General features: G+C 39.0%; 20 protein-coding genes. 11 read left to right on the top strand and 9 right to left on the bottom strand.

The features are described from left to right. Positions 1–235: 235 nt before the first annotated feature. Positions 236–2,050, bottom strand: a complete 1,815-nt coding sequence (locus HMPREF9455_RS10840; protein WP_006799734.1) for an LIC_10190 family membrane protein — start codon at positions 2,048–2,050, stop codon at positions 236–238. 25 nt (positions 2,051–2,075) lie between these two features. Continuing rightward, positions 2,076–3,089, bottom strand: a complete 1,014-nt coding sequence (locus HMPREF9455_RS10835; protein WP_006799733.1) for a lysylphosphatidylglycerol synthase transmembrane domain-containing protein — start codon at positions 3,087–3,089, stop codon at positions 2,076–2,078. A 199-nt stretch (positions 3,090–3,288) separates the two neighbouring features. On the opposite strand from HMPREF9455_RS10835, the gene rsmA reads away from it, so the two are divergent. Together rsmA and corA are read left to right on the top strand one after the other, a co-directional pair. Further along, positions 3,289–4,089 (top strand): 16S rRNA (adenine(1518)-N(6)/adenine(1519)-N(6))-dimethyltransferase RsmA, encoded by an 801-nt coding sequence (rsmA, locus tag HMPREF9455_RS10830; protein WP_006799732.1) that lies wholly within the window; start codon positions 3,289–3,291, stop codon positions 4,087–4,089. A 28-nt stretch (positions 4,090–4,117) separates the two neighbouring features. Further along, positions 4,118–5,062, top strand: coding sequence for a magnesium/cobalt transporter CorA (gene corA, locus HMPREF9455_RS10825; protein WP_006799731.1), 945 nt, complete (start codon positions 4,118–4,120; stop codon positions 5,060–5,062). Between the two features lie 90 nt (positions 5,063–5,152). Here the strand turns inward: corA and HMPREF9455_RS10820 are convergent, their stop codons facing one another. Genes HMPREF9455_RS10820 through HMPREF9455_RS10795 form a run of 6 tightly spaced genes read right to left on the bottom strand, consistent with a single transcriptional unit; the run spans position 5,153 to position 11,036 of the window. Continuing rightward, the gene (locus HMPREF9455_RS10820) at positions 5,153–6,145 is read right to left on the bottom strand and encodes a polyphosphate kinase 2 family protein (protein ID WP_006799730.1); all 993 of its coding nucleotides are present in this window, start codon (positions 6,143–6,145) and stop codon (positions 5,153–5,155) included. 11 nt (positions 6,146–6,156) lie between these two features. Continuing rightward, complete coding sequence (locus HMPREF9455_RS21070; RefSeq protein WP_245532183.1) at positions 6,157–6,948, bottom strand: GNAT family N-acetyltransferase; 792 nt, start codon at positions 6,946–6,948, stop codon at positions 6,157–6,159. A gap of 1 nt (position 6,949) precedes the next feature. Then, positions 6,950–7,471 (bottom strand): gamma carbonic anhydrase family protein, encoded by a 522-nt coding sequence (locus HMPREF9455_RS10810; protein ID WP_006799727.1) that lies wholly within the window; start codon positions 7,469–7,471, stop codon positions 6,950–6,952. Further along, positions 7,458–8,885 carry a thioredoxin-like domain-containing protein gene (locus HMPREF9455_RS10805; RefSeq protein WP_006799726.1) on the bottom strand — a complete coding sequence of 476 codons (1,428 nt, stop codon included), beginning with the start codon at positions 8,883–8,885 and terminating at the stop codon, positions 7,458–7,460. Before HMPREF9455_RS10805 ends, HMPREF9455_RS10810 begins: the two co-directional genes overlap by 14 nt. Continuing rightward, the gene (locus HMPREF9455_RS10800; RefSeq protein ID WP_006799725.1) at positions 8,875–10,653 is read right to left on the bottom strand and encodes an aminopeptidase P family protein; all 1,779 of its coding nucleotides are present in this window, start codon (positions 10,651–10,653) and stop codon (positions 8,875–8,877) included. Before HMPREF9455_RS10800 ends, HMPREF9455_RS10805 begins: the two co-directional genes overlap by 11 nt. 32 nt (positions 10,654–10,685) lie before the next feature. After that, complete coding sequence (locus HMPREF9455_RS10795; protein ID WP_044215993.1) at positions 10,686–11,036, bottom strand: bactofilin family protein; 351 nt, start codon at positions 11,034–11,036, stop codon at positions 10,686–10,688. 188 nt (positions 11,037–11,224) lie between these two features. Between HMPREF9455_RS10795 and folB the strand changes: the two genes are divergently transcribed. The 5 genes from folB to HMPREF9455_RS21065 all read left to right on the top strand — a co-directional run bounded on the left by folB (position 11,225) and on the right by HMPREF9455_RS21065 (position 16,971). After that, on the top strand, positions 11,225–11,578 hold the full coding sequence (gene folB / locus HMPREF9455_RS10790) for a dihydroneopterin aldolase (protein ID WP_006799723.1): 354 nt from the start codon (positions 11,225–11,227) through the stop codon (positions 11,576–11,578). Between the two features lie 5 nt (positions 11,579–11,583). Beyond that, positions 11,584–12,111, top strand: a complete 528-nt coding sequence (locus tag HMPREF9455_RS10785; RefSeq protein WP_006799722.1) for an RNA methyltransferase — start codon at positions 11,584–11,586, stop codon at positions 12,109–12,111. Between the two features lie 64 nt (positions 12,112–12,175). Then, the gene (locus HMPREF9455_RS10780; RefSeq protein WP_006799721.1) at positions 12,176–13,693 is read left to right on the top strand and encodes a DUF4301 family protein; all 1,518 of its coding nucleotides are present in this window, start codon (positions 12,176–12,178) and stop codon (positions 13,691–13,693) included. A 211-nt stretch (positions 13,694–13,904) separates the two neighbouring features. Next, entirely contained in the window at positions 13,905–16,529 is a 2,625-nt protein-coding gene (locus HMPREF9455_RS10775) for a T9SS type A sorting domain-containing protein (protein WP_006799720.1), read from the top strand. Between the two features lie 61 nt (positions 16,530–16,590). After that, the gene (locus HMPREF9455_RS21065) at positions 16,591–16,971 is read left to right on the top strand and encodes a hypothetical protein (RefSeq protein ID WP_006799719.1); all 381 of its coding nucleotides are present in this window, start codon (positions 16,591–16,593) and stop codon (positions 16,969–16,971) included. A 224-nt stretch (positions 16,972–17,195) separates the two neighbouring features. Here the strand turns inward: HMPREF9455_RS21065 and HMPREF9455_RS10765 are convergent, their stop codons facing one another. Then, positions 17,196–17,732 (bottom strand): glutathione peroxidase, encoded by a 537-nt coding sequence (locus HMPREF9455_RS10765; protein ID WP_006799718.1) that lies wholly within the window; start codon positions 17,730–17,732, stop codon positions 17,196–17,198. A 184-nt stretch (positions 17,733–17,916) separates the two neighbouring features. Here HMPREF9455_RS10765 and glpA point away from each other — a divergent pair, with 184 nt between their 5' ends. The 4 genes from glpA (at position 17,917) to HMPREF9455_RS10745 (ending at position 22,586) form a co-directional block, all read left to right on the top strand. After that, positions 17,917–19,566: an anaerobic glycerol-3-phosphate dehydrogenase subunit A gene (gene glpA, locus HMPREF9455_RS10760; protein ID WP_006799717.1), complete on the top strand. Its 1,650-nt coding sequence runs from the start codon at positions 17,917–17,919 to the stop codon at positions 19,564–19,566. After that, a complete protein-coding gene (gene glpB, locus HMPREF9455_RS10755; RefSeq protein WP_006799716.1) occupies positions 19,556–20,812 on the top strand; it encodes a glycerol-3-phosphate dehydrogenase subunit GlpB in 1,257 nt (418 codons plus the stop codon). Before glpA ends, glpB begins: the two co-directional genes overlap by 11 nt. 38 nt (positions 20,813–20,850) lie before the next feature. Next, entirely contained in the window at positions 20,851–22,065 is a 1,215-nt protein-coding gene (gene glpC, locus HMPREF9455_RS10750) for an anaerobic glycerol-3-phosphate dehydrogenase subunit GlpC (RefSeq protein WP_006799715.1), read from the top strand. 341 nt (positions 22,066–22,406) lie between these two features. Further along, on the top strand, positions 22,407–22,586 hold the full coding sequence (locus HMPREF9455_RS10745; RefSeq protein ID WP_006799714.1) for a hypothetical protein: 180 nt from the start codon (positions 22,407–22,409) through the stop codon (positions 22,584–22,586). Positions 22,587–23,677: the final 1,091 nt, after the last annotated feature.

Genomic DNA, 23,677 nt, shown 5'->3' with positions numbered 1-23,677 from the left:
CATATAACTTTCAACTTAGTACTTATTACTCATTACTTAAAACTTACTACTTTGAAAAGGTAACAAAGGTAACACCTTTTCATTCATTTGCTAATATGCTAATTCTCAAATTTGACAATCAATACTTCAAAGAACTACAAGCTGACAACCAAAGGCTCCCGGCTCTAGTTATATAGATAAAATTGTACAAATAAAGTAACACCTGGCTACTAAAGATTGATTGACGTAATAACAGTTATTCTGTTTTTCTTGCTTTCGATCTGAATCCGTCTTGTATGGAAGTACCTCGGGCTTCAAGGTTGTGATAGTTTTGGGCGCCTCGTTCCACATTACTTGTTGCAGGTACTATATCGTATATAAATCCTCTTTCTTCGGTCGCAATATATATAGTTATATTATTGTTTATTTTGTATGGCTCGAATGGTATGCCGCTTATATTCATTCTCTTACTTGTTTCTGTGATTTGATGATTAGTCGAATATGGAGCATAAAATACTCTCATGTTGGATTGAGATTTACTATAATCGCAATATTTGCGCAAGAATGGTCTGTAATCAGATACATGTTTATAGGAATGTATAAATATGAACCCGAACAAAAAGATGGATACATATTTGCATAGATTGAAAGACGTGTATCTTTTTCCGCTTTTAGATTCAACAGCCAACAGCAAAGTATTTAATTTTGTATTGTCCTGTTTCTTTTGAAAGAATAAAAGTATTACAGCCAGAAAAAACAGGGAGAATACATATCCGTATCCAAAGCGGATCGAAGGTGCGGTTAATAGCCAATAAATGATATTGACAGCTAATATGCACGACATGTAAATATAGACAGGATTTAATTCCTTACGTTTTTTTATAATTTTAGAAGAGATAAATATTATGGATGCCAGGCTGAGTGCAAATAAGGGTATATGCCAGGAGTATTCTTTCCACGTTCTGAAAGCTGAAAAATCTTCAACAATCTGATTCATATAATCGTTTCGGGCATGGCCTGAAATATGATTCGTTTCCTTTATAAGTATATCGGCCGGAACTTTCCAGTCAAATGAGAACAGATCGATCTGATATAACGGATGGACAAGGTAGCCTGAGATGATAACATTCCTTGTAAGCCATAATCCCATAATAATAAAGGCAATTGAAAATACAAAGGTCGCAGTCCTGTAATTTTTATGCTTTAAAAGGGCGAAAAATATAATGATGGTGGATAATGCGATCAGTGCGCCCGATAGTTTGAATGTAATGAGTGCGACAGGGACTGCAGCGTAAAATAACAGTTTTCTTTTTACTAAATGAGGATATAATACCGTCTTTATAGCCAGATAGATAATGGTCAGGTTGGGTATTATGTCTGTAGAAGTAACACTTAGAGTGTGCCTGTCGATAAGGATAAATGCTGTATATAAAAGTAAAATAATAACCCTTTTTATTTCAAAGCCGGATTTGAATGTCTCTATCAGTATCCATGCCATAACCGCCGCGCACATAAATGATTGAAAGCCGTATATAGGTTCTCCGAAAATAAAACGAAGGGTATAGACTGCAGAGATCAGCATATAGTTGGAATTAAAGCCGAAACGTTCTTCCACATTTCCCAAACCCGGAACTATGGCGTATTCTTCATTCCACCTGATTGCCGCCTGATGATAGTAGAATGTATCATAAGACATCCACTGTTCGCCCAGCCAAACAGCAAAAAATGCTATGGAGAGCATTGCTAATACTATAACCACTGATTGGTATATGAAAAGACTGCTGATGTGCTTCCTTATTCTTCTTATACAATACATAAAATGTTTATGTCTTATCCCCCAATACAAAATACTGAAGATGAATAAAGAAAGCAGGATGTAATGGTTTGCAGGAAGCCAGAAAGAAGATACGGATAGGGGGATGGTTATAAAAGCCATTCCTAAAAAGAGTGTATCGGTAATCGAATATTTTTCGTTTTTATTGCAGATTTTGTTGTAGACGAGAATAAAAAAATCACCTAAAGATAGAAATGTTACTGAAATACACAACCAGCAAAGAAGAATGGCAAGCATAGGTTTTCTGTTTTTTAATTATATTCTATTTCTGTTTCTTCAAAGCCAAAGCGGCTATTCCGAATAATCCGCATAGGATTACCCATATAATGGATTGCAGGGCAAATACGCCGGTGGCGAAGGCGGTGGCATTTAATTCGCTGACTCCATATAGCATCAGACCTGCAACAACCGCTATCTGCCATGGACCCAATCCTCCATTAGACGGTATGATCATGCTGAGGCTGCTCAAAGCGAATGTTATCAGTCCGGCTGTGACACCCAGGCTTGCAGTAAAGTCAAAGGCGTAAAACGTAATATAAAAGTAGAAGAAATAAGAGGTCCAGATGGCAATAGAGCATATGAGCAGACGTCCTTTGGTCTTCATCTGCCAGATCGTTTTCATATCATTGGCCATGTTGGAAAGAAAACTTTTAACCTTCTTAACAATTATATTTTCTTTGAAGAACTTGAATACTATATATGTTGTTATAACCGCCGCAACAAGTGCTATATATAGAACAGGCGATTTTATAATCATCAGAATGATGTCGAGAGTCGATTTGCTTTGTTCCAGTTGAGTGATAAAAAACTGCATGTTTATCAGGAATGCAGCAAGGCAAATGACAATAACTGTTATCATATCGAATATACGGTCGAGTATCATGGTTCCGAATAGCTTAGTGAACGGAATCTTCTCTTCTTTAGCCACCATACCGCATTTCCAGATTTCCCCGGCTCTGGGTATAGCGAAGTTTACGGCATATCCTCCGAGAATAGCGTATATAAGGGTTGATAATTTGGGTGTATATCCAAGTGGCTGAATAAATAATTCCCAGCGGTAGCCTCTTATTATATTACCTGATAAACCAAATATAAGAGAGGACAGAAGAATTAGCCAATTGGCATTTTTGAGGACAATCCACAATTCGGCAGGGTCTATTTTACTGATAAGGTAATAAACGATGGCAATGCCCAGCAGTAAAGGCAGTACTATCTTTACGAAAGTATTGAGTAATGATTTTTTCTTAGGGGTCGTTACTTCTGTCGATTCTTCCATTCGTATTGTAAAATTGTATTATCTTTATACAATAGTAGAAATAAGGTCGCAGACCTATCTATTACTTTCATATCTAAAACAACAATAGTAAGTTATAATTAAAATAATGTTGCAAAAGACACCTTCTTTTACTTATAAGCAAATTTTTAGTAATAAAACACTACCTTTGCGCCTGCAAAGATAATCATAATTGTTAAGCATGGCAGTAGTTAAAGCAAAGAAATTCTTAGGACAGCACTTTTTGAAGGATTTGGATATCGCCCGTCGTATTGCAGATACATTGGACGATTTTCCTGATGTGCCTGTTATCGAAGTGGGTCCGGGAATGGGAGTGCTTACCCAATTTCTGATAGAAAAGAAAAGGGAGCTTACTGTAGTGGAACTGGATCGCGATTCGGTCCCATACCTTAACGAGCACTATCCGGCCTTACAGGGACATATTATTGAAGATGATTTTCTTAAACTGGACTTGTTAAAAATATACGATAACCAGTTTTGTGTAATTGGTAACTATCCATATAACATTTCTTCCCAGATATTTTTTAAAGTACTCGATTATAAAAACCATATACCATGTTGTTCGGGAATGCTTCAGAAAGAAGTCGCCGAACGTATTGCCGCCAAACCCGGCGGGAAGACATACGGTATATTAAGTGTACTGCTTCAGGCATGGTACGATATTGAATATCTTTTCACGGTCAGTGAGAAGGTGTTCGACCCTCCTCCGAAGGTGAAGTCGGCGGTGGTAAAACTTGTCAGGAATAAACGCCAGAGTTTGGACTGTGATGAAAAATTATTCAAAACAGTTGTGAAAACAGGATTTAATCAACGTCGTAAAACATTGAGGAACTCAATGAAGCCATTGCTCGGAAAAGATTGTGATGCTTATACAGATCCGATTTTCAATGAGCGACCCGAAAGGCTCTCGGTTGCAGATTTCGAAAAGCTGACAAATATTGTTGCCGCTTTTCTGCCCGGGAGACAAGACGAGAGGAAATAGAGTACACACCCTTTAAAAGAAAGCGCTCATGTCGGAAGTAAAATTATTTTACCATAAAGACAATGCTATAAGAATGAGCCGTAGCATTGAATTCCTGAAGACTACACCCATTAAAAACTTCCTTTGGATCGACCTGAACAATGTAGATGAAGAAATAGAGAACGAACTGGAAGACTACCTGAAAATCTATATACAGGAAGAGGAAGAAATGGTCGAAATCGAGATGTCGTCCCGTTATATGGAGACTGCGGATTCTCTGGTAGTGAATTCTAACTTCCTGTTGAGTAATTTTGAACGGGAGCCTGTTTCGTTTATCCTAAAAAATAATATACTGATAACGGTACGTGGCGAAGACCTGACTTCTTTCCATGAAACAATAAAGAAAATATCGGCCAATCCGAAGACTTATCCGACAGGTTATCATGTATTTGTGGCCATACTGGAGACACGGGTAGAGATAGACGCAGATATGGTGGAGGATATGACACAGGAGATCACAACCCTCAGTAATAGTATCAGTATTCAGGAAGCCGATGAAGAGCTTTTGATGGAGATCAAGAACCTTCAGGAAAAGACAATGATGCTGCGTGAGAATATTATAGACAAACAGCGTGCTGTATCCAGTATGTTGAAAAGTGAACTGATGCCAAAGGAACTGCATGGCAGGATTACCATTCTTATTAAAGATATAAATTCCCTGCTCGAACATATTCGTTTCAGTTTCGACCGTCTGGATTATTTACAGGATACTTTCCTCGGGTTTGTTAACATCGAGCAGAACAAGATTATCAAGATGTTTACCGTGATTTCCGTTATATTTATGCCGCCTACGCTTATTGCCAGTATATACGGGATGAACTTTGGCGATATGCCGGAACTGAGCTGGGAATTCGGGTATGCATTCTCAATCGGGCTGATGATATTCGCTGTGGCTGTTATTCTGATTTATTTTAAGAAGAAGAAATGGCTGTGATTATACACCCATGATTTTATAATATAAAAACGCATAAAAGATGGTCTTTAATGCGTTTTTCTTATTTTCTGAATTCTATATTCTGTTCCTTTACGACTTTCTTATTTTTCTGTCAGATTTGGCGGCTTGTTTATCTTTTATTGTTTTTATTTTCGCAGCCTTTGGGGTTCTCGGCGAAGTTTTGGGCTTTTCCGCTTCAGTGTTTTGGGGTGCCAGAATTTTTTTTGCTGCTTCTAATTCTTGTTTAGCAGTCTCTGTTAATACAGGATAATGTAATTTGAGATCGTTGATCCTGTCACAGATAATTTCTCCTACCGCATATCGCATAAACCATTTGTTATCGGCCGGGATTACATACCATGGGGCATCTTCGGTAGATGTATGGGTAAGCATATCGGAATATGCTTTCATATAATCGTCCCAGTGTTCGCGTTCTTTGAGATCCGATGCAGAGAATTTCCAGTTTTTTGATTCATCGTCAAGCCTTGCCAGAAAACGCTTTTCTTGCTCTTCGTGTGATACGTTGAGGAAGAATTTTAGTATTATGGTTCCGTTTTCGGTCAGGTGGCGTTCAAGGTCATTGATTTGCCTGTAACGCTTTTTCCAGAACTTATCGTCAATATCTTCTATTTTGTTGATTTTAGGTAGTTTCCCGTTCAGTACTATCGAGGGGTGTACTTTGGCAACCAAGACGTCTTCATAGTGTGAACGATTGAATATACCTATCCTTCCACGCTCAGGCAAACATTTATATATTCTCCACAGATAATCGTGGTCGAGTTCTTCGGCCGATGGTTGTTTGAAAGAATATACCTGGCATCCCTGCGGATTAATACCCGACATGACGTGCTTTACTGTGCCATCTTTTCCGGCGGCATCCATTGCCTGAAAAATAACAAGGACGGAATAGCGATCCTGAGCATAGAGTTTATCCTGGAGCTTTGCCAGTTTTTCCGTGTTTTCAGTCAGTAGTCTTTCTGCTTCGTCTTTATTTAATCCGGCAGTGTAGCCTGTTTGGTAATCGGAGACTTTATGTTTTTCTCCGGGCTTAGCGATTATTTTTTTCAGAACATCTTTTTTCATAATGGCGCTTTTTACAATGTAATATATATTCCAATAAACATACAAATGGAGAATATTGTTGCATTTATCAGTAACCCATGTCTGAATTTCAGTCTTTTGTATATAATAGCTACTCCTAATAAAATACCAATTATACTACAAATACTTTCAAGGACAAGAAACCAATCGGGATACATGAAGAAGTATAGTATTCCACCAAAGTGTTGAGAGTATAATCTGCTTACAGCAAGATACAGCCAACCGGAATTGAATACAATCATTAATATGCCCAACTGTTTATTGTATCTGGCAGGACTTATTATTTGGTGTTTTTTCTTGATATCCAATACCATCAAATAATCATGTTCCCTGTCCTGTATAATTCCAAATCCCAGTTTCTGATACATTCTCACAGCATAATTATTCTTATCTACACTCAGGGATGTTTGTTTATAGCCTTCTTTGCGGAGGTGTTCTATCATCCTTGACATTAATAATGTGCCGTAGCCCTGATTCCGGTATTCTTTGAGTAATGAGATTGCAAATTCAGGAGTTTCATTATCTATATTTCCAAAGCCTTTTACTTCTCCTGCCAGAATGCGTATCCATACTGCACCTATTATCTTGTCGTTGAGTACTGCTACCAGACAGTAATCATCTTTCAGTTTACCAAAATCGTGTATATAAGCGTCTATTTCCGGACTCTTGATTATATCGTATGGTAGAGGCGCGGAGCCTTCGTCCTGATAAATTGCTTCATACAGCATACTTTCAAGAACAAAGAGCTCCTCTTTTTTTATTTCCCTTACCGATATTCTTTCCAAGTTACTCTTCTTCTTTGAACCAGCCCGAATACATCAGGTAATTCTTTGCAATCTTCTGATTCATCTCCTTAGCTTGCTCGGGATCTACTTTTTTTACAAATTTGGCAGGTACGCCGGCATAAATACTACCCGGTTCTACCTGTGTACCGCTAAGTACAACAGAGCCTGCCGCTATAATGGCTCCCTCGCCGATAACAGCATGGTCGAGAACGATGGCTCCCATACCAATTAATGCCCCATTTTCTATTTTAGCCCCATGTATGACTACATTGTGTCCTACAGAAACATCATCGCCAATCTCTACTACCGACTTTTGGTATAATGTATGCAGTACACTGCCATCCTGGATATTTACACGGTCTCCTATACGGATGGAATTTACATCTCCACGCAGTACGGTGCTGAACCAAATACTGCAATCATTTCCTATAACTACATCGCCGATGATTGTTGCATTCTCGGCCAGATATGTATTTTTTCCTATTTCGGGAGTGAACCCTCTAACTTCTTTAATTAATGCCATTGTTATTTATATAATAATCGAAAAGTTTTTCCAAGTTTTGTTCGTCTACTTTTTTTGCTATAATTGTTTTGTTTTTATTCAGAACGAAGATAGCAGGAATACCTGATGTATCATAATACATCCAATATTGGGATTTATATTCAGGATCGGCGCAATTTATCCAATCGCCTATGTTTTTGCTTTTTACAAATCTTTCCCACTCTTGTTTCTCGTTGCTCAAATTGATCGTTACTACCTTAAGCCCTCTATCTTTATACTTTGCATACAGTTTGTCGTGAAGCTCGGGTGTAGCCGTTTGGCAATGCCCACAGCTTGGACTATAAAAATATAAGAGTAAATATTCCGCATCGATATCGTTTGTATTGATAGTATAGCCTTTGAGCGTTTGCAAGGTCAGATTATGAGCTTTCATCCCGATACGGTTGTTTTTAATCAGCTCGTATTGTCTCCGTAATTCCGAATTTTGAGTGCTATCGATCCATGCTATATCTTTGTCGAAAATATAATCTTCAGCCAGACGTGCCCAGATATTTTCATCACCCATTCTCAGGCTCTTTAGTGATTCGTTTGTTAGTTTCGACAGCATCTCTTTAAAACAAAATTCATTTCCTTTTGTTTTGGCTACAAGCCTGCTCGCAGCACTGGCTACCGAATCGGGTACCTGATCTACCCAATGTTGCAGATAAGTATCTATGTAGCTGTTCATATAGTTGGTCGACCATAGGCGGGGATCGGAGAGGTCTATATTATCAAAGAAATGCCGTTTGCCATACTCCCTATTTTCTTGGAATTCTTTCCCGTCTTTTGGCTGTTTATAAGGTAATGTAACAGACTCCATCCCTTTCAGGAAAACTCCAAACCAGTTATCTTTATTATCTTCTATTGTCTTCTGTATATAAGCCTGAGTATTTTCATCTAGTTTTTGAATTTCCTCACCCAGATTCTTTCTTTTTTGAGTGGTAATGGATGAGTCTTCAAGTTGTTTTTCCAATTTACGTCGTTCTGTATCCCTTTTTTGGATGTTATCCAGATATGCCCACAATAGTTTGGTGCTATGGCTGCCCGTTATAGTACTTTTTGCAAAATCCTCTTCATTTATATATAGATGTATATCATCTTCGCCTTTATCGAGAAGGAGGTCTATGCGAAAGTCAGGTTTTATGAAAATGAAATATTGTCCCGGAGTTAATCCTTCCGGAATGCTGATTCTGGCTTTTCCTTCGCCGGATAGTTGTACCGAATCGCGTGCGTAGGTGGTACCTTTCCAATAGTAGCCCAGGTACAGCATATTATTTTTTTGAGATGGAATGTCTGCGTCAAGGTGAAAACTTGCTTCGTCTTTGTCTGTGTTGTTTTGAGCCTCCGCTTTAAATACAAAGAGGAGGCTTATAAGAATTAGTATATTATATTTCATTCGTTTTTTCTTTTAACCAGCCTTTTTCTTCCTCAGTTAACAGAGGGGAGAGGCGATCATATACAAATTTGTGGTATTCGTTGAACCATATAATTTCTTCTTTAGTCAGCATTTCTTTCACTATCGGTGTTGTGTCTATCGGACAAAGAGTAAGAGTTTTGAACGAATAGAAATCACCGAACTCAGTAGTTGTCTCATGCTGCGTAAGTATAAGGTTTTCTGTGCGGATACCATATTTCCCGGCTCTGTATAGCCCCGGTTCATTGGATGTAACCATGCCGATCTGAAGTGTAGTAGGATTCTCATTCATACGGATGCTTTGCGGGCCTTCATGTACATTGAGGAAATGCCCGATGCCATGCCCTGTTCCGTGCAAATAATTTATACCGTTGTCCCACATGGATTTCCGTGCAAGGATGTCCAGCTGGCTGCCACGTGTTCCTTGCGGATAAATGGCAGTGGCAAGGCTGATATGTCCCTTTAAAACCATTGTATAATCTTTTTTCATTTGCTCAGTAAGCGGACCTACAGCTACAGTACGGGTGATGTCGGTAGTGCCGTCAAAGTATTGCGCGCCGGAATCTACCAGCAGGAAACCTTCAGGTTTGATTTCAACCGAACTTTCAGGTGATACATGGTAATGCACGATGGCTCCATTAGGGCCGTAACCTGAGATGGTGTCAAAACTTTCCCCTACAAAGTTATCTTGCTGACTTCTGTATTCTACCAGTTTTTCAGGGATCATAATTTCTGTAACGCCACCTTTCGGTATCGCTTTTTCGAGCCACATAAAGAAGCGTACCAAGGCTACTCCATCGCGTTCCATCGCGTTGTTGAACCCTTGTATTTCGGCTTCGTTTTTTATGCTTTTCATCAAATCGGCCGGAGATGGAATATCTACGATCCTGTTCTCTGTCGGGATTGTATTATATAAGCTGAAAGTTATTTTGCTGCTGTCGAGGCAAACAGATGTTTTTATTTTTGATACATAATCATATACTTTAGAGTATTCCGCAATTGTTACTCCCTCCGCTTTCAGATAACTTGTAGTTTCTTCAGAAAGTTTTTTCGGGTCAATAAACAGTACCGTTTCCTTACGTGAAATATAGGCATAACTTACAGTTACAGGGTTGCATTTTACATCATTTCCCCTAATGTTGAATATCCAAGCAATAGTATCTAATGATGCGACAAGTAACGATTCGGCTCCATTCTTTTCAATATTGTTACATATACGCGCTATTTTTTTGTGTGCGGGTTCTCCTGTATACTTTTCAGGAAGTACAAAGAACGGATTTTTGGGAATTTCAGGTCTGTCGTGCCAAACAGTATCGAACGGATCGTAATCGCTGATCAGATGCAGTCCTTTTATATTCAGTTTATGTGTCAGGCTAAATGCTTCTTTTGCGGCATATACATTACCATCTATTCCTACATATTCACCTTCTCCCAATTCAGAAGCCAGCCATTCATCAATGGCGGGAGTCTGAGGCAGGCCATCTTTAAACAAATCTATTCCTGTACCGTCCAGTTCGCTTGCTGCCTGAAGGAAGTAGCGCGAGTCTGTCCATAGTCCGGCTTTTTCGCGGGTTACAACCACTGTTCCGGCCGACCCTGTAAAGCCGCTTATCCATTCTCTTGAAGCCCAGTGTGACGCAGGGTATTCGCTCAAGTGAGAATCTGTACTGGGAATAATAAAGGCATGTAATCCCTTCTCTTCCATGAATTTGCGTAAAGAATTCAGTCTTTTATGAATTGTATTGCTCATATATTGTATAATTTATATTTGTATAAATATTATTATTCTTTATACATCGAACAGCTACCATCAAATTTAGCACCGGGTTCGATTTCTATTGTTGCCATTTTTATATTCCCTTTCAGGAACGAGGACGCTCTGAGTATAACATTTTCGACACATGAGATATCTCCGTTTACGGTTCCCCATATTTCTATGTTGGAACAGTTTATGTCGCCCGTAATTTTACTGTTGTTTCCTACTATAATTTTTCCTTTACAATTTACATTTCCTTCTATTGTGCCATCTATCCGAAAATCTTCTTCAGCACTGATGTCGCCTGTTATTTGCGTACCTGAGGCGAGGATGTTGTGAGTGTTGGCTGTTGTTATAACCTCTTTGATTTTTGCCATGCTACTAATTTGTTCGGGTTTATTAGAAAACAAACTTAGTTAAAAATCATCAGAACTATAAGTTTCTTCATCAAAAATAGCAATGGTTTTAATAGTTTATAACATGTTTCCTGTATGACCGGGAAATCATTAGAAGTGCATCTTTTTACCTATCTTTGCTTGTCGAATAATCAAAATACAACATAATTGTGAAAAGTTTTATATTATTAGAAAACCTGACCTTTTATGCCAATCATGGCGTTTTTGATCAGGAGAGGGTGGTCGGGAATGTTTATGTCATTAATCTGAAGATTGAAGTAGACCTCGGGGAAGCGTCTGTGTCAGACGATCTGAATGATACTATAAGCTATGCAGATGTTTATGAGGATGTTAGAATAGAGATGATGATACCGTCAAAATTATTGGAGCATGCAGCGAAACGTATAATCGATCGTCTAAAGAATAAATATACTCAAATAGAAAGTGTCGAGCTTAAACTATCAAAACGCAATCCGCCTATTGGAGCGCAGTTGGATTATGCAAGTGTTATTCTGATTGATTAGGAGCTATGAGGGTTAAAAAAATAACGGAACTTAACAGGATTTCGATAGACGAATTTAAGGACGCGGAAAAAACTCCGCTGGTTGTTATTTTAGATAATGTAAGGAGTCTGAATAATATAGGATCGGTTTTTCGTACTTCAGATGCATTTTTGATAGAATCTGTTTATCTATGCGGGATAACAGCTTGTCCGCCGAATGCAGAGATACACAAAACAGCTTTGGGAGCTGAAAATTCTGTAGATTGGGTGTATTATGAAGATACAAGAGACGCTCTCAGGGGATTGAAAGACAGAGGCTTTACTATTTGTGCTATAGAGCAGGCTGAGCGCAGTATTATGCTCGATGAACTGGTGGTGGATAAGGCAAAAGGATATGCTGTCGTTTTAGGGAACGAAGTGAAAGGCGTCCGGCAGGAGGTTGTGGATTTATGTGATTGCTGTATCGAAATTCCTCAGTATGGAACAAAACATTCATTGAATGTTTCCGTTGCAGCGGGTATTGTTATATGGGAATTTTTTAAACAGTTGGGGTAACTTTGCGATATTTTTGTTAGTTTTGCAGTTGGACTTTAATAATATAGATGTATAACGTAAGGCTATGATCACAGAATCAGATAAACTTTACCTTGAGGAAAAAGGTATTTCCCCGGAAGGATTTCAACAGCAAATCGACAGTTTCAAAAAAGGATTTCCATTCTTGGAAATATCAGCTCCTGCTTCGGTAGAAAAAGGAATAATGGTGGTTACTGCCGGCGAGGAACAAAAATATTTGGATGCATGGAGTAAATATGCATCTTCGGGTCGTAAAATAATGAAGTTTGTCCCGGCCTCAGGTGCTGCCAGCAGAATGTTTAAGGATTTGTTTGAATTTCTGGATGCACCTTACAGCGTACCCACATCTGCATTTGAAAAAGCTTTTTTTGAAGGACTTGAAAAGTTCGCTTTTTATGAAGAGTTGGATGCGGCTTGTATAAAAAATGAAGGTAAAGACATCAATACTTTGTTGGCCGGTGGCGACTATAAACCCGTTGTGAAGAATCTGCTGAAAGCAGAAGGTCTTAATTATGGAAGTTTGCCTAAAGGGTTACTTCGGTTTCACCGCTACGATGGATCTTCCCGGACTCCGGCCGAAGAACATTTACAGGAAGGTTATCTGTATGCCCGCAATGACGAGGGGGAGATAAATCTTCATTTCACAGTATCTCCAGAGCATCGAAGCTTATTTGAAAAGCTGATCGGTTCGGAAAAAGAAAAAACTGAAAAAGAGTTATCAGTGAACTATAATGTGAGTTTTAGTGAGCAAAAGGCCAGTACTGATACTGTTGCGGTGGATGCAAATAATGAGCCATTCAGAGATAATGGCAAGATCGTATTCAGGCCTGGGGGGCATGGGGCATTGATTGAGAATCTGAACGATTTGGATGCAGATATTATATTTGTGAAAAATATAGATAATACAGTCCCCGATAAATACAAAGAAATTGAAACTAAATATAAAAAGATACTGGCAGGTGTGCTGGTGGAAACTCAGGGAGAAATTTTCGATTATCTGAAGCTTTTAGATAGTGGAAAATATACTCATGACGAATTGTTGAAAATTTTGCATTTTGTGCAGAGTGTGCTGAATGTGAAGAATCCGGAAACGAAATTTCTGGAAGATGCAGAGCTTGTTCTTTATCTAAAACGTAAGCTCGACAGGCCATGTCGCGTTTGCGGCATGGTAAGGAATGTCGGAGAGCCGGGCGGAGGGCCGTTTCTGGCGGTGAATTCGGATAGAACGGTATCTCCACAGATTCTGGAAAGTTCGCAGATAGATATGTCGGATGAGGCAAAAAAAGAGATGTTTAAAAGTGGAACACACTTTAATCCTGTAGATATTGTATGTAGTGTAAAAGATTACAGAGGATATCATTTCAATCTGAAAGATTATGTGGATTACAATACAGGATTTATATCTATCAAATCGAAAAATGGTAAGGAACTTAAGGCTTTGGAATTGCCCGGATTATGGAATGGAGCTATGTCTGACTGGAATACAATATTTGTGGAAGTTCCTATTGAGACATTTAATCCAGTAAAAACTGTAAATGATTTATTGAGGGGGCGTCATTTGTGATTGTATACCAGTTGATTGGCGTATATTCTTGTATGTAATAGAGAACATGTTATTTTTAACTAAAAAATGACCTAAAATGTTCATTGATAAGAAAAAAAACTCTATCTTTGTAGGGAATTTTGAAGATACATGAAACTTTATAAACTTGTCTTCCTTATGGTATTTTTAGGATAACATTTTGATTTTGACTGACTTTAATAAAACTACAATAATGAAACTTCGATTAGTATTAGTCGTATTACTTCTTCTGCCTTTATTCCTTAAAGGGCAATCTGATGTGATATTTTACTCCAAAGGTAAAACTTATGTCAAATACAAAGATACCGGAACTGCTGCGGATAAAGGCGAAAGTCCGTCAACAACATTATATATCAGCGGTTCAGCTAAATTTGCCACAGGTGCGGCGATTATGCAGAAAGGACGTACGGAAATAACCGGGAATCTTATAAACGCAAAAGATCCTGCTGATAATACGGAAGATTCTCCACAGCTTTTTGTCGGCAAGGCGAATAATGATGAAAAAGACGGTGTTATTGCTTTTATCGGTACTGCTCAGCAACATATATATGGGACTAAGAATGACGGATCGGCTATATCATTGTTATCGAGTGCGGACAGTTATACGAAGAATCAGAAAAAAAATAAATGGATCGATTTTCCTACAATTAGTATTGAGAATAAAACAAATAATAACCTGTTGGTTAATGTTTCGGCCGCAATTTCTGTAGATTACATCCGTGCAAACGGAAATAATCGTTTGGCTGTAAATGCGGATGGGGTTACTGAACCCTTATTAGTAAATACCGGTTTTGCCAGAGTTAAAAATGTTTACTCAACGACAGCTTCAGATCCGGTAGCTTTAGCAACTTATAGCGAGGTGGATTTGAAATTGTATAATTTCACAGCGGATGGAAGTGCATCTACTGACGATGGACACTTTACCAGTGACAAAATTACGGACCCCAGTACTTTCGGTAAAACGCTCAGAACAGACGGCACCAATCCTAACGGGGGAGCAGGATGGAACAGGCTGACAGGATTTACTCCTCCATTCGAGCAATTGGGAGCCGATTATATGTTCTACCATACATTGACTAAGCCAAACGGAAGCAGCATTACTTCTTATGAAGGACCTGTAGTCGATCCTTTCTTTAGAATGAAAGCCGGACGTGGGTATTTTATCAGTATGGAAGTTTCACATGCAGACCATACAACGGGACCGGATAATATTAATGAAAGATGGAACTTCTTTAACTCTCCTACTAAGGGAATAAAAAATACCAAACGTGCAAGAGGAGGATACACTTTTAACAGGAAGATCTTTTATGATCTGGCCGCACCTAATGGTGCAATGGAAGGATTCAGCCGGTTCTTATATAATGCAACTGAATTTAGTTCGGGTAACGCATATTCAGATCCGGGATTGCCAGTGAATGGTTTGAATGATCCTAAGTGGATAGAAAATGGTAAAGACAGGTCCAGATACGAATTGATGACGCAGGAAAAGTTTAATACCGGAGCTGTGATCGTGGATTTGGAGCAAGGCTTGAACTTTTTGGGTAATCCTTTTATGGCTCCGATAAGTTTGAATCCCCTGTTAGGCTTTAATGCCAATCCTGAAAGTGATGGGACTACTTATACTGAGCTTCCAGAGGCTTCGACTATTGCGAACGGATTTCAATCTACCTTATTTTCACCAGACCAATCTAATAAGGTGATAATATCTTCTGTTTCTTCAGCAGCAGATATAAGGGCTAAATATTGGATGATAAATCAGGCTTTGGTTAAATATGATCCTGTCAAAAATATCTACAATTACAAGACAACCTATGATTTTGTTAGCCGTGACGGTACATCGGCTGTATATGAAGTTCAGGATGGAAGAACTGGAGTAGCAGCACCTATTATTAATCCATTGCAGCATGTGATTTCTCCTATGCAAATGTTTTGCTTGCAGGCGAGCAAGCCTATAACTATCAAACTTGATCCGGATTTGCAGGTTTTTGGGTTGACCCGTTTTACTAAGAGCGCGGAGGCGACTAAGGCATCGGTTAGTAGTGACAATTCTTCTGTGATGAAAGACTGGTTTATTGTAGAGGCTAAGAGTAATAACGGTGTAGCTGACAGGGCAACCGTGATATTTAACGATAATGCTAAGATCCAGTATAAAGAGGATTCGTATGATACTAGGAAGGGTATATCCCAGGCATTTGAGACATATGTGGATGTAGTAAACGGTAAGCCGACTAAGACGTCATTCGAACAAAGTAAAGCAATTGTTTATACAAAATCCAGTGATCAGGAAAATCTCTTAGGAAATGCTATTCCTACGCAGACGAAAGAATTAGCTCTGTACTTCGTACCACCTTCCTCAACTCAGGAGATGACCCTGAAGTTTTATGGGTTGGAAAATATAGAATCTGTTCCGGGTGTATGGCTTGTTGATCGGTATTTAGATAATAAGGCAGTGAAGATTACACCTGAAACTGAATATGCATTTGTATCAGAGGCTGCATCGAATTCTACAAGTGAAGTAAATGATAATCGTTTTATTCTTCGCTTCTATGATGCCGGAGGCTCTGTTATTGATAATGAACAAAAGGCAATATCTTGCTATTATAATTCATCCACTTTATACATATCCGGTTTAATTGAAGATGATGTGAATAGTGATGTTGTTATCTACGATATGCAAGGACGTCTGATGGGACGCACAAAGATTACAGAATTACAACAACCGTGGTCATATGTAAAACCACTGAATATTGGGACATACATTGTAAAAATTACAGGGAAAAGAAATCATACAGTTAAATTTGTGAATTTACAGAACTAAATACAACGACGAAAGCTAAGTTAATTACACAGACACGACGACGCACGTAAAATAAAGATAGATGAAAACGAAACTACGAATATTAATGTTTTTGACGTTATTCTTTTGTTTAACGATTCCTTCAGTATCCATCCAGGCAGACGAGATACTTGATGCTCCGGTTATAACAAATGATTTACCTTCAACTTCATATCTGAAAAAAGAGAAGAGATCTATAGCCAGTGAAACTCAAACTTCGGCTTTGGCAGCACCGGCACGGGGCTTTTTGGCCAAATCGAGTTCTTGGGAAGATCCATTCTTGCCGGGTGAAGATGAGTGGTCTAATCCAGGTAATGTCGGTGCTCCGATAGGTGATATTTCCTTACCTATTATTTTGTCTATATTATTATTATATATGGTATATAGAGGAGTGACCACATCGAGACGACGAAACAATCTTTAGAATTATAATTATATAGACATATAAATATAACAAAGAGGGTATTCGCATATAATTGCGGATGCCCTCTTGCATTTATTTTGTCTATAGGGTGGGGTCTTACTAAAAGTAAGATTATGGCTTGAATGATTTGAGGTATATTTTTGTCACTATCTTATCTAGCCGTAGCTTTATCTTGATAGATTCTAAAAACTTAATTATATAAATAGACAATTAAGTGTTTATTTTTATTCAATCCATTTTACTATTTTGTCGCAAAATGGATCTTCACGCGGAGGAACGAAATCAACCAGATGGCCGTTTTCGTCAATCATAAACTTTTGAAAATTCCATTGTACTTCGGTATCCAATTTTCCATTTTCGGCTTTTTCGGTAAGCCATTTATAGATTGGGGCTTTGTTTTCTCCAACTACATCTATTTTACTCATCATCGGGAAGGATACGTTATAATTTAGCGTACAGAATGTTTTGATCTCCTCGTCTGTTCCTGGCTCCTGTCCATTGAAGTTGTTGGCCGGAAAGCCTACGATCACAAAATTGTTATCTTTATATTTTTCATATAGTTCCTGTAACTTTGTATATTGAGGAGTTAAACCACATTTAGAAGCTACATTTACAACCAGAATCTTTTTTCCTTTTAAGGATGAAAAATCAAATTCTTTTCCGTCGATATCCGTTACCTTGAAATCATATACGGTTTTGTCCTCCTGAACCATGGATATCATTATTAAGCTAAAAAATAAAGCAAGTGTCAGTTGTTTCATACCTTTTGTATTTAAATATGTCAATAATAAAACAATTAATTACCAATAAAGTTTAGCGGACAGGTAATTGTCTCAGCTTTCTTTATAAGAATAAGTTTCGAAATATTTCAAATAGTTTCGAAAATATTTTGAAATATTCCGAAATTTTACTTTTTTTGTATAGTGAAACTAAAAAAACTAATGCATGGATATCAATCAGCCGAATTCAGCTAAGTTGTTCGATGTTATCATTATCGGAGGAGGTGCTACCGGAGCAGGAGTTGCCCGTGATTGCTCCCGCCGTGGCTTGCATGTACTGTTGTTGGAAAGATTTGATATAGCGACAGGTGCTACCGGACGCAATCATGGTTTGCTTCACAGTGGTGCGCGTTATGCTGTCACTGATAGGGAGTCGGCAGAAGAATGTATAAAAGAGAACATGATTCTGAAAAGAATAGCCAGTCATTGTATAGAGGAAACAGATGGGTTATTTCTCACGTTGCCTGAAGATGACATAGCTTATCAGTCGAAATTTGTTGAAGCCTGTACTGTCGCGGGTATCAATGCGCAAATAATAGATCCGGGGGAAGCACTGTCAATGGAGCCATCTGCTAATAAGGATATCATAGGTGCAGTAAAAGTGCCCGATGGATCTGTCGATCCCTTTCGCCTTACTGCTTCCAATATGATAGATGCGAAGAATTACGGTGCGGTGGTTTATACATATAATGAAGTAGTAGGACTGATTCGCGAACAAGATCGGATTGTGGGGGTAAAGGCTTTTGACCATAAAACGAAAGAAGCAAAAGAACTGTATGCTTCTGTTGTAGTAAATGCAGGAGGTATTTGGGGACAACATATCTCTGAGTTTGCAGAAGTAAAAGTAAGTATGCTTCCGGCTAAAGGGGCTTTGTTGATTTTTGGTCACCGGGTAAACAATATGGTACTGAACAGGTGTCGAAAGCCTGCCGATGCCGATATACTTGTACCCGGAGATACGATATCGCTGATAGGAACTACGTCGAGCAATATTCCATACGATCAGATAGATAATATGATTGTAACTCCGGAAGAAGTGGATACGCTTATCCGTGAAGGGGAGAAGTTAGCCCCGATACTCAATCGGACACGTATATTACGGGCTTATGCAGGAGTACGGCCTTTAGTCGCTTCTGATAATGACCCTACAGGACGTAATGTAAGCCGGGGTATTGTCTTGCTCGATCATGCAAAACGTGACGGTTTGGAAGGATATATTACTATTACAGGGGGTAAATTAATGACTTACCGCCTGATGGCAGAATGGGCTACCGACCTTGTATGTCAAAAACTGAATGTGTCAAATAAATGTACTACAGCCGAAGAGAATCTGCCCGGTTCGCGGGAGAAAATGGAAGATATAAGTAAAAAAATAATATCACTTCCCACGGCACAGCGTAAATCCGCTATTTATCGTCATGGCGATATGGCCGGTAATTTATCGGGAAATACAGAGGATGATAACAGTTTGGTCTGCGAATGTGAAGAGGTGTCGGTAGGTGAGGTGAAATATGCGTTGGAAGAACTGAATGTGACCAATCTGGTTGACCTTCGTCGCCGTACACGTGTAGGGATGGGAACATGTCAGGGGGAACTGTGTGCCTGCCGTGCCGCCGGTATTATGAGTGATGTGGATAAGTTGTGCACAAAGAGTGCCAAAGAAGACCTGGCTTACTTCCTGAACGAACGCTGGAAAGGTATTTATCCCATAGCATGGGGCGATACGTTGCGTGAGAGCGAATATACAAACTGGGTATACGAAAGTGTGTGCGGATTGAAGTTGTCACAAAAACAAGAAGGAAAAGATGAAGTTTGATACTGTAATTATAGGAGGAGGCTTATCCGGCCTTGTATGTGGAATACGTTTGTTGCAGCACGGACACCGTTGTGCGATTGTATCTTCGGGGCAGAGTGCGTTGCATTTTTCATCAGGTTCGTTCGACTTGTTGAATGTATTACCTGATGGCGAAGTGGTGACTAATCCGCAGAAGTCTGTAAAGGATTTGATCCGGATGTCGCCTTGCCATCCGTATGCAAAATTAGGTGGAGATAAATTTTGTGAATTGGCGGGTGAATCAGAAGCTTTTCTCAGAGGAATAGGCCTCTCTTTTCAAGGTGATTCTATGGAAAATCATTACCGGATAACTCCTATGGGAACATTGAAACCTACCTGGTTGTCGACATCTGATTTTGCTGTCAGTAAATCGGAACGGGAATTGCCGTGGAGGAAAGTCTCGATTTTTAATATTGCCGGATTCCTTGATTTCTATCCTCAGTTTATAGCGGACGAATTTGCTAAAATAGGTACGAAGAGCGATATTCATCTGTTTAGCCTGCCCGGTCTGGATCATCTCCGCCGCAATCCGAGTGAGTTGCGTTCGACAAATATCGCACGGATACTCGATAAGGAATCTAATAAAGATGAATTGATAAGGATATTGGGTAAGGCGGCGCCGGATAGCGATGCTATCATCTTTCCGGCGTGTTTCGGATTGGAAAATGCAAATATGCTTCCTGCCTTGGGGAGGGCTACAGGTAAGCCGATATACCTGATTCCGACATTGCCGCCGTCTATAATAGGAATACACACGCAACAGTATATGCATGATTATTTTATTCATTCGGGAGGTGTATATATGTTGGGCGATACGGTGAAGCGGGCTGGTGTGGAAGATAACAGGGTGACGAAGGTTTATTCCTACAATCACGGTAATATCCCTTTCAGTGCTAATAATATAGTTCTGGCAACAGGAAGCTATTTCAGTCAGGGATTGATTGCTACCCGTTCGCGGGTTTACGAGCCTGTATTCGACCTGGATGTGTCTTTCAATTCCGACAGGAAAGACTGGTACAACCGGAATATGTTCGATAGCCAGAATTATCAGGAATTTGGCGTAAAGACAAATGAAACATTCAATGCTTTGCGTAAAGGTAAAGTTGTAGAAAACCTATATGTTTCCGGTGCGGTTCTGGAGGGATTCAATCCCGTAAAAGAGGGCAGTGGGGCAGGGGTTTCCATCCTTAGCGCCTTGTTTATAGCGGATAAAATATTAAGTAAGTAAAAAAAATAATAGGTCTGAGACCTGGAAGGAGAACGGTTATGAATCTTCAGCAACATAACATAAGCGATAATAATTTCGAACAATGTATCAAATGCACCATCTGTACGGTATATTGTCCTGTGGCAGCTGTAAACCCCGACTATCCCGGACCGAAGCAGGCCGGTCCAGACGGAGAACGTCTGCGTCTGAAAAAGTCGAATTTTTACGATGAAGCATTGAAGTATTGCATCAATTGCAAGAGGTGTGAAGTGGCATGCCCTTCTAATGTGAAGATTGGCGACATTATTCAGTCGGCACGTATAAAATACAGTAAGAAAAAACCGAAATTGAGGGATTATATTCTTGCCAATACGGATATTGTAGGCTCGCTGGCTACTCCCTTTGCACCCATTGTAAATCTGGCTTTAGGATTGAAGCCGATGAAGTCACTACTGGATGTTGCTTTGAAGATAGATCACCACCGTACTTTCCCGAAATATTCGTTTGGTACATTCGAAAGCTGGTATAAAAAACAGGCGGATAAGCAAAAGAAATTTAAGGAGCAAGTCAGCTATTTTCATGGCTGCTATGCCAATTATAATAATCCGCAGTTGGGAAAAGATTTGGTAAAGGTGTTTAATGCACTTGGGATTGGTGTTCAGTTGCTTAGAAAAGAGAAGTGTTGCGGTGTGGCATTGATTTCCAATGGCCTTATAGATCAGGCGAAGAAACAGGCGGAGGTGAATATGACTTCTATCAGGGAATCGGTATTGGAAAAGAATATCCCCGTGGTGGCAACTTCTTCTACCTGTACTTTTACCATACGGGACGAATATCCTCATTTACTGGATATAGATACATCCGATGTAAGGGATAATGTAGAGCTTGCGACGCGTTATATATATCGTCTGTTAAGTACAACAGATGTAAAGTTGAAATTCGGTAAAGAAAAAATAAAGGTAGCCTATCACACACCCTGTCATATGGAAAAACTGGGATGGTCGTACTATTCGATAGAATTATTGAAACTGATTCCGAATATAGAACTGAAAGTTCTTGATTCGCAATGTTGTGGTATCGCGGGGACCTATGGGTTTAAGAAGGAGAATTATAAAACATCTCAGGATATTGGCGCGCCTTTGTTCGGGCAGATAGAAGCAAGTGATATAGATTATGTAGTAACCGATTGCGAAACATGTAAATGGCAGATAGAAATGTCCACAACAAAGCGTTGTGAACATCCTATTTCGATTTTAGCAAAAGCTTTGGGTTAATTTAGGTTTCGAATAAAGTTTCGACGAAATCTTCTAAAAGTTTCTTTTCGAAATCGAAAAAGTTTTGATCTGAAATATAATTTGTTCTCTATAGCTCTTTGTCTTGAAGTTTAGTAAATGATTATTTATTTTAAATAGATCATATACAGTTGTTTAGTCATTTGTTGAAGATGGCGATAAATCTGTGATGTTAAAAATGAATTTTTACGAAACAAAAGTTTGCAAAAATATGTTATTATCGTTATATTTGTTTATACAGTGAAATAAGACAAAGTATTGATGATTTTTTATGTTTCAAAATAAGTTATACTGCTGTTTTATTTTCTCTAAAAAATCAAGTTATGGAAAGAATTTACAACATTGGAAGTAGCCATGAGGCCAAAATTAACGAATGTCGTCCGTTCGGCGTTCAGAGTTTTGAAGTAGAAGCTGAATATTCTTCTACCTACAATGAAATCTTGAAGATTTTCAGAGAAGCTTTCAGCCTTGTTGATGTTACTCAGATAGTAAAGAAACTGTAAGAAACTCGGTTGGGAAGTCAGTCTTTTTACAGATGATTATATGAATAGATTATACCTGTTTTTATAATTAGGTATTCCATTCACAAAAAAGATGTATTCATTGGATACATCTTTTTTGTTTCTATAAAAACGAAAAAATGAAGTTTTCTTCTATGATGGGAATGGAGTAATTTTATCTATATAATAAGAGCCGATAGTCTTTAGCTATTAGCTGATAGCTCTTTGATGTATTGAATGGCATATTAGTAAATGACTGAAAAGACAGTTATGTTTGTTACATTTTAACGTTCTATTCTTATCGACTTCACTTCGTTTCGTCAGAATGTTCATTTTGGCATTGCCCAAAACGAACCAAAAGGCTAGCGCTTCGTTCCTCGGCGACCCAAAACCGTTTCGTCGGCTGAATCAAACACACGGGCTATCGCCCCGTTTGATTCTACGCCGCCTGCAACGGATTGGGTACCCCGCCTGCGTCACTAATGCGCAAGGGCTGACGCACGCGGAGCTAAAGCATGAAAAGACACTGTCCTGTCGCCGCATCGCGATTCCGGCCTCATTCCGCAGGCGGGGCACCCAATCCGTAAAGTGGAGGTGTAGGGCAAAATAGGATAGCTGCTATACACGGCTGATAATCCGGCTAGAGATGACTCCGTATTATTTTGCCCCACCGGAGCTGCGGTTTTGGGTCGCCGGAGGGATGCAGCCTTGATTTTTTGTTTCGTTTTGCATCAAGGCAAAATGAAAAACAAGCCGACAGGCGCGTTAGAAAAAATCTAACATTTTTATATTACAATATACTGTCTCAATTACTGATTGGCTTTAATTCTTAATTGCTTTCCCTGTTACCTTGGTTACTTTTTAACCATATATAGTTAGCAGATGCAAAAATGACAAGATAAAAACAATAAAAAAACTGTCAGATGTGTCAGGTTTTAACTAAATATGGTCAATAAACGTGAATTCGGCAATAAGTTATGAATTATGAGTTATAAATGATGAATTGGACTTTGCACCTTAGCATCTGTGCGTGAAAATACTGTTTGCTGCTAACTGTAAATCACTTATGCGATAGCTAACGGCTAAAAGCTATC

The organism is Dysgonomonas gadei ATCC BAA-286 (assembly GCF_000213555.1).
Taxonomy (GTDB): Bacteria; Bacteroidota; Bacteroidia; order Bacteroidales; family Dysgonomonadaceae; genus Dysgonomonas; species Dysgonomonas gadei.
Note: the sequence above shows the minus strand (reverse complement) of the source record. Positions and strands in the feature narration are given on the sequence as shown.

Coding starts and splice junctions, on each gene's coding strand:
- HMPREF9455_RS10775 (WP_006799720.1), top strand. CDS start 13,905: ATGAAACTTCGATTAGTATTAGTCGTATTACTTCTTCTGCCTTTATTC.
- glpB (WP_006799716.1), top strand. CDS start 19,556: ATGAAGTTTGATACTGTAATTATAGGAGGAGGCTTATCCGGCCTTGTA.
- rsmA (WP_006799732.1), top strand. CDS start 3,289: ATGGCAGTAGTTAAAGCAAAGAAATTCTTAGGACAGCACTTTTTGAAG.
- HMPREF9455_RS10745 (WP_006799714.1), top strand. CDS start 22,407: ATGGAAAGAATTTACAACATTGGAAGTAGCCATGAGGCCAAAATTAAC.
- HMPREF9455_RS10800 (WP_006799725.1), bottom strand. CDS start 10,653: ATGAGCAATACAATTCATAAAAGACTGAATTCTTTACGCAAATTCATG.
- HMPREF9455_RS10810 (WP_006799727.1), bottom strand. CDS start 7,471: ATGGCATTAATTAAAGAAGTTAGAGGGTTCACTCCCGAAATAGGAAAA.
- HMPREF9455_RS10820 (WP_006799730.1), bottom strand. CDS start 6,145: ATGAAAAAAGATGTTCTGAAAAAAATAATCGCTAAGCCCGGAGAAAAA.
- HMPREF9455_RS10780 (WP_006799721.1), top strand. CDS start 12,176: ATGATCACAGAATCAGATAAACTTTACCTTGAGGAAAAAGGTATTTCC.
- HMPREF9455_RS10805 (WP_006799726.1), bottom strand. CDS start 8,885: ATGAAATATAATATACTAATTCTTATAAGCCTCCTCTTTGTATTTAAA.
- HMPREF9455_RS10840 (WP_006799734.1), bottom strand. CDS start 2,050: ATGCTTGCCATTCTTCTTTGCTGGTTGTGTATTTCAGTAACATTTCTA.
- HMPREF9455_RS10765 (WP_006799718.1), bottom strand. CDS start 17,732: ATGAAACAACTGACACTTGCTTTATTTTTTAGCTTAATAATGATATCC.
- HMPREF9455_RS10835 (WP_006799733.1), bottom strand. CDS start 3,089: ATGGAAGAATCGACAGAAGTAACGACCCCTAAGAAAAAATCATTACTC.
- HMPREF9455_RS10795 (WP_044215993.1), bottom strand. CDS start 11,036: ATGGCAAAAATCAAAGAGGTTATAACAACAGCCAACACTCACAACATC.
- HMPREF9455_RS10785 (WP_006799722.1), top strand. CDS start 11,584: ATGAGGGTTAAAAAAATAACGGAACTTAACAGGATTTCGATAGACGAA.
- HMPREF9455_RS21065 (WP_006799719.1), top strand. CDS start 16,591: ATGAAAACGAAACTACGAATATTAATGTTTTTGACGTTATTCTTTTGT.
- glpA (WP_006799717.1), top strand. CDS start 17,917: ATGGATATCAATCAGCCGAATTCAGCTAAGTTGTTCGATGTTATCATT.
- glpC (WP_006799715.1), top strand. CDS start 20,851: ATGAATCTTCAGCAACATAACATAAGCGATAATAATTTCGAACAATGT.
- corA (WP_006799731.1), top strand. CDS start 4,118: ATGTCGGAAGTAAAATTATTTTACCATAAAGACAATGCTATAAGAATG.